This window comes from Microbacterium sp. (assembly GCF_032084865.1).
Classification (GTDB): Bacteria; Actinomycetota; Actinomycetes; order Actinomycetales; family Microbacteriaceae; genus Microbacterium.
Map to the genome: position 1 here is coordinate 1 of NZ_DAMDLU010000161.1, position 6,011 is coordinate 6,011.

At 70.9% G+C, this 6,011-nt stretch carries 6 protein-coding genes; 3 read left to right on the top strand and 3 right to left on the bottom strand.

The window, feature by feature from the left end; all coding sequences use genetic code 11:
• On the top strand, positions 1-712 hold a 712-nt coding region (locus RT309_RS13260; RefSeq protein ID WP_313357757.1), incomplete at its 5' end, for a 3-hydroxyacyl-CoA dehydrogenase family protein.
• Between the two features lie 65 nt (positions 713-777).
• On the opposite strand, the gene RT309_RS13265 is transcribed toward RT309_RS13260, so the two are convergent.
• The 3 genes from RT309_RS13265 to RT309_RS13275 are packed head-to-tail and all read right to left on the bottom strand — an operon-like array spanning position 778 to position 4,928.
• Positions 778-2,403, bottom strand: a complete 1,626-nt coding sequence (locus RT309_RS13265; protein ID WP_313357759.1) for a GMC family oxidoreductase — start codon at positions 2,401-2,403, stop codon at positions 778-780.
• Between the two features lie 4 nt (positions 2,404-2,407).
• A complete protein-coding gene (locus RT309_RS13270) occupies positions 2,408-3,310 on the bottom strand; it encodes a YegS/Rv2252/BmrU family lipid kinase (RefSeq protein WP_313357761.1) in 903 nt (300 codons plus the stop codon).
• Entirely contained in the window at positions 3,303-4,928 is a 1,626-nt protein-coding gene (locus tag RT309_RS13275; protein WP_313357763.1) for an FAD-binding oxidoreductase, read from the bottom strand. The genes RT309_RS13270 and RT309_RS13275 overlap by 8 nt, the downstream gene beginning before the upstream one ends.
• A 20-nt stretch (positions 4,929-4,948) precedes the next feature.
• On the opposite strand from RT309_RS13275, the gene RT309_RS13280 reads away from it, so the two are divergent.
• Positions 4,949-5,548: a helix-turn-helix domain-containing protein gene (locus tag RT309_RS13280; protein ID WP_313357765.1), complete on the top strand. Its 600-nt coding sequence runs from the start codon at positions 4,949-4,951 to the stop codon at positions 5,546-5,548.
• Positions 5,545-6,011, top strand: a 467-nt coding sequence (locus RT309_RS13285) for an FAD-dependent oxidoreductase (protein ID WP_313357767.1), incomplete at its 3' end; no start/stop codon positions are given. The genes RT309_RS13280 and RT309_RS13285, both read left to right, overlap by 4 nt.

A 6,011-nucleotide genomic window follows, 5' to 3' on the forward strand; every position in this document is an offset into this window, starting at 1 on the left:
CCACTTCTTCAACCCGGTCGCGGTCATGCCGCTGATCGAGATCGTGAAGACGCCGCACACCGCAGAGGCCGCGCTGTCGACGGCGTTCGTCGTCGCGAAGGGCCTGGGCAAGAACGCCGTCCTGACCGCGGATGCTCCCGGCTTCGTCGTGAACCGTCTGCTCGCGAAGGTCATGGGCGAGGCGGCACGCGCGGTCTACGAGGGCACTCCCATCGCCGATGTCGAGCGGGCCTTCGGACCGCTCGGGCTGCCGATGGGACCGTTCCAGCTGATCGACCTGGTCGGCTGGAAGGTCGCGGCTCACGTGCAGGACACCATGGTGCGCCACTTCCCCGACCGCTTCTACGCCAACGAGAACTTCCACGCTCTCGCCGAGCTGGATGCCGTCGTCGAGAAGGACAAGGGCGGGCGAGTCACCGGCTGGACCAAGAACGCCGAGAAGGCGCTCAAGGGTCAGGTCGGCAGCTCCCCGGCATCCGCCGACACCATCCTGCAGCGCGTGCAGGACGGCCTGGCGCAGGAGATCCGCCTCATGCTGGACGAGGGCGTCGTTCCCGAGGTCGAGGACATCGACCTCTGCCTGATCCTCGGCGCCGGCTGGCCGTTCATCGACGGCGGCGCATCGCCGTACCTCGATCGCGAAGGGGCGTCGGAGCGGGTCTTCGGAGGCACGTTCCACCACCCGCCGATCCGTGGGATCGCGCACAGCTGACGCTGGTTCAGACAGGGGTCGCGCCGTGGGGTGCGGCCCCTGTGGTGTCTCCTCGAGTGGTGCGGTCAGCCGACCTGAGCGGGCCGCCGATCCTCGTCGCCGCGACGCGGCCAGTGGGCGAACGCACGCTCCGCGATCGCGGTGATCGTCAGCGACGGGTTCACGCCGGGATTCGACGGCACGGCCGCCCCGTCGACGACGTGCAGTCCGGGATGCCCCCAGACGCGGTTCCACGGATCCACCACGCCGCGGTCAGGCGAGTCGCTGATCACCGCACCGCCCAGGAAGTGCGCGGTCAGCGGGATGCCGAACACCTCCGGCCACGATCCGCGCGGTTCGGTTCGCACACCGGTCTCCTGCTGCATCCTCCCCGCGATGGCCGCCACGGCCCGATGCGCCTGCGGCAGGTACGACGGATTCGGCGCGCCGTGTCCCTGCCGGCTGGTGAGCACGTCGCGGCCGAACCGGCGGCGCAGCGACAGGGTGAGCGAGTTGTCGGCGGTCTGCATGACCAGGGCGATGATGCCGCGCTCGCTCCACCGGTGCAGGTTCGCGAGACGGAACTGGCGGATCGGCTGCCGGACGAATGCGCCGAGCAGCAGCCAGATCCTCTTGCCGAAGGAGCGGTCTCCGGGAACGAGCACCGTCGCGAGGGCACCCATCAGGTTCGAGCCGGGACCGTAGCGCACGTTCTCGACGTGCGTGCGCTCGTCGACGTGGAACGAGGTGGTGATGGCCACGCCACGGGCGTAGCCCGCGGCATCCGGCACCCTGATCGCCACCGCGCCGTCCAGGGCCTCTGAATTGGTGCGGGTGAGCCGGCCGACGGCGTCCGAGATGCGCGGCAGCGCCGACGACGCCCGCATGCGGTGCAATAGCTGCTGCGTGCCCCACGTGCCGGCCGCGATCACCACCTGCTCGGCGCGGACGGTCTGCCGCCTGCGGCGCAGCCATGCGCCCGAGCGCTCGGTGGTGACGAGAAAGCCGCCGCGCGGATCCTCGCGCACCTCGACGACGGTGCGCAGCGCGTCGATCCGCGCACCGCGCCGTTCGGCGAGCGCGAGGTAGTTCTTCGTGAGAGTGTTCTTCGCGCCGACCCGGCAGCCGATCATGCAGTTGCCGCACAGCGTGCATCCGGTGCGATCCGGCCCCTCCCCGTCGAAGAACGGATCCGGCACCCGCACCCCCGGCGTGCCCAGGAAGACCCCCACCGGGGCGTGCCGGAACGTGTCCCCGACGCCGAGATCCTGGGCGGCACCGGCCATGATCCGCTCGACCGGGCCGGTGTGCGGGTACTCGTCGACGACACCCAGCATGCGCTTCGCCGTCGCGTAATGCGGGGCGAGCTCGCTCTGCCAGTCGGTGCCGGCGGGCCAGTTCCGGTCGGCGAAGAACGTCTGCGGCGGCTCGTAGAGGGTGTTCGCGTAGTTCAGAGACCCGCCGCCGACGCCCGCGCCGGCGAGGATCATGACATGCGGAAGGCGATGGATGCGCTGCACGCCGAAGCATCCGAGCCGCGGCGCCCACAGGTAGCGACGCACATCCCACGATGTCCTCGCGAAGTCGTCGTCTTCGAACCGTCGACCGGATTCGAACACCCTGATCCGGTATCCCTTCTCGGACAGGCGAAGGGCGGCGACGGATCCGCCGAAGCCCGATCCCACGATCACGACGTCCTCGTCGTAAGACATGTGCTCACTCCCTCGGAATCATCATGGTGACGGCGGCCGGTCGGACGCCGATGAGGCATTCGTCAGCGCCGACGCGCTCACCGTCGGCGTAGACGACCAGGTCGGGGGCCGAGACCCGCACGGAGATGGCCTGCCGGTGCCGCACCTCGGGTCGCCCCAGGTGGCTGCCGCGCAGCAGCAGCGGGAACAGGCGGATCAGCCGGGTGCGGCTGAGCGGCGCGACGTGCACGATGTCGAGTCGTCCGTCATCCGCCTGGGCGTCGGCGCAGATCGGCATCCCGCCACCGTAGCTGCGAGTGTTGCCGACGGCCAGCAGAGTGCCGGGCTGCACCTGATCGGCGTCTCCGTCGACCGAGATCCGGAACACCGTCGGACGCAGCCGCACGAGCTCGACGATGAGCGCCAGGTAGTAGCGCAGTCGGCCGCTCGGACGACGCAGCGTGTTCGTGCGCTCGCTCACCTTCGCATCGAACCCGAGTGCCGCCACGGTGAGGAACACCCGCTTCGCGCCCTGGGATTCGATCGTGCCGAGGTCGATGGTGCGGACCGCCCCGTGCAGCGCGGCGAGGGCGGCCTTCCGCGGATCGTCCGTGGGGATGCCGAGCGCTCGGGCGAGGTCGTTCCCGGTGCCCGCCGGCACGAGCGTGATCGGATGCCCGTTCTCGGCGAGCACCTCGATGATCCCGGTCAGGGTGCCGTCGCCACCGACGACGACGATCCCGTCGGGCGCTGCGCGCACCGCCCCGCGTGCGAGGGATCGGGTCTGCTCGGCCGATCGTCCCGTGAGGACGCTCACCTCGGCGCCGGCCGCTCGCAGTGCTCTCTCGGCCTCGGCACCGACGCGTGCCCCGTGGCCCTTGCCCGCCTGAGGGTTGACGATGAGGACGAGGCGCACGGGCTCATTCACGGAGCGGTTCCTCGGGAATCAGCACATTCGGGTTCATGACGCCCTGCGGGTCGAGTTCACGTTTGACCGCGCGAAGGATGCGGATGCCCGTCTCGCCGATCTCCTGCGGCAGCCAGGCCGCGTGGTCGCGGCCGATCGCGTGGTGATGGGTGATGGTGCCGCCGGATGCCATGATCGCGTCGCCCACTCGCCGTTTCACGGCGTCCCAGGTGCGCAGCTGGTCGCCTCTGACGCCGGCGAGCACGGTGAAGTACAGCGAGGCGCCCGTCGGGTAGAGGTGCGAGATATGGCACATCACGAAGCTTCTCGCACCGGCATCCGTGAACCCGTCCTTGAGAGCCGATGTCACCGCGGCGCGCAGCCGGTGCAGATTCGCCCAGGTGGTGGCCGTCTCGAGCGTCTCGCAGAAGACACCCGCATCGAGCAGCGCGTCGCGCAGGTAGGGCCCGTCGAAGCGGGTTCTCGCCCACTCCTCGGCGGCGCCCTGCCCGGTGCTCGTGCCGCCTGCGGTGGCGATCAGCTCGGCTGTGCGCGCCCGCCTGTGCTCGGCATCCTCGCCTTCGAACACGGTCACCGCGCTCGCCCCCTTGGCGAGCACCTTGCCGATGCGTCCCACCTGCGCGAGGCTCACGCCGGTCTCGGCCTCATCGGAGAGGCGGATGACGGTAGGCGTGCCGCCGCGCTGCACGACCTCGCGCAGCGCGTTCGCGCCGGTGGTGAAGTCGGGGAACGTCCATGACTCGACGATGCGATCTCGCGGTGTCGGATGCACGCGCACGCGCACCTCGGTGATCACCCCGAAGGCCCCCTCCGAGCCGAGCAGCAGTCTGGTGAGGTCCGGGCCGGCCGCCGATCCGGGGGCGCGGCCGAGATCGAGATCGCCGGTCGGCGTCGCCATACGCAGTCCGGTGACCATGGTGTCGAATCGGCCGTACCCTGCGGAGTTCTGGCCGGACGATCGCGCAGCCGCGAATCCGCCGATGCTCGCGTAGCGGAAGCTCTGCGGATAGTGCCCGAGCTCAAGGCCGTGCTCTGCGAGTAGACGCTCCGCTTCGGGTCCGCGCGTGCCGGCGAGAAGCACCGCTTCGCCGCTGACCGCGTCGAGGCGAACCAGACCGCTGAGCCGCGCGAGATCCAGTGCGATCACGGCGTGGTGGCGGCCGGCGTCCGGGTCGACGCCGCCGACCACGCTCGTCCCGCCGCCGAACGGCACGACCGCGATGACTCGCTCGTGCGCGACCCGCAGCACCGCGGCGACCTCGGCGTGCGTCGCGGGACGCACGACCGCGTCAGGCACCTGCTGGCGAGAGGCGCGTCGGTGCAGCAGATCGGGCGTGGATCTTCCACCGGAGCGCCGCACGCGGGACTCGGCGTCGGTGCGGACCTCGCTGTCGCCGACGACACCGGCCAGGGCCGCGAGGTCGGCGCCGGAGAGGCAGGAGGGTGCCACCTCCACCGCGTCGAGCTGTGGCGCAGGCCCCGGCCGCGGCACGCGTCCCAGCAGGAGAGGCAGCAGCGCGCGCACCGCGCGGGGCAGTCCGATTCCGCCGTCGGGGTCACCCCATCCGTTCCAGCGCATCTCGGGCGGCTCGACAGCGGTGTCGCTCGTGGACCTCATGCGTTACAGTGTGACAGATCATGGAAGATCGTCAACTACAGATCGCCGCCGGGCACCCGGATGGCTGGGACGCCATGCAGCATCGCATCCTCGACGCCGCTGAGCGACTGATCGCGCAGCGCGGCGTGCGGGGGCTCGCGATCGCTGAACTCGCGCGCACCGCCGGGATCAGCCGCCCCACCGTCTATCGCAGCTGGGCCAGCGCCGACGAGGTGGTGCGCTCGACGCTGCTGCGGCGCATGCTGCACCTTCTCGACGGCATCCCTGTCGCCGCAGACCGCCCCTCCCTGGTCACAGCCGTGCACGAGTTCACCCGCGCATTCCAATCCGATGCCCTGTACGCCGCGCTGCTCGAGCGCGAGCCGGAGATCTTCACGCGGTACACCCTGCACCGGTTCGGTGCGAGCCAGCGCGCCATCCTCGGCTGGCTCTCGGCATCCGTCTCCGCCGCGCAGACGGCCGGATCCGTGCGACACGGCGATCCGGCGCACATCGCCGTGATGCTCCTGGTCATGACGCAGTCCGCGATCCTGTCGCACGGCACCGTCGCCGATCTCATCAGCGACGACGCCTGGGACGACCAGCTGCGCGCCGCCGTCGACGGGATGCTGCGGCCATGAGAGCACCGACTGCGGCTCTGAATGCGTCTCGACGGCGGGTCGAACTCACCGCGGCTGCCGAGACCACGGCCGATGTGCTCGTCGTCGGCGGGGGCATCACCGGAGCCGGCGCCGCGCTCGATGCTGCCGCGCGAGGGCTGAGCGTCGTGCTGATCGAGGCGCAGGATCTCGCCTTCGGCACCAGCCGGTTCAGCTCGAAGCTCGTGCACGGCGGTCTGCGGTACCTCGCGACCGGCGACATCGCGACGGCCCGGGAGAGCGCGATGGAGCGCCACCTGCTGATGACCGCCATCGCCCCGCACCTCATCCGCCCACTCCCCCAGCTGCTGCCGTTCGCTCCCGGCATCGACATCCGGCAGCGCGGCGCAGGGGCCGCTGGCATGGCGATCGGGGACGCGCTGCGCTGGCACGCGCGCACACCGCGCACCGTGCTGCCGTCGCCGCACGCCGTGTCCGCCCGCGA

Excerpts from the sequence above, each read along its gene's own strand:
- RT309_RS13265 (WP_313357759.1), bottom strand. The coding sequence starts at position 2,403 with ATGTCTTACGACGAGGACGTCGTGATCGTGGGATCGGGCTTCGGCGGA.
- RT309_RS13275 (WP_313357763.1), bottom strand. The coding sequence starts at position 4,928 with ATGAGGTCCACGAGCGACACCGCTGTCGAGCCGCCCGAGATGCGCTGG.
- RT309_RS13280 (WP_313357765.1), top strand. The coding sequence starts at position 4,949 with ATGGAAGATCGTCAACTACAGATCGCCGCCGGGCACCCGGATGGCTGG.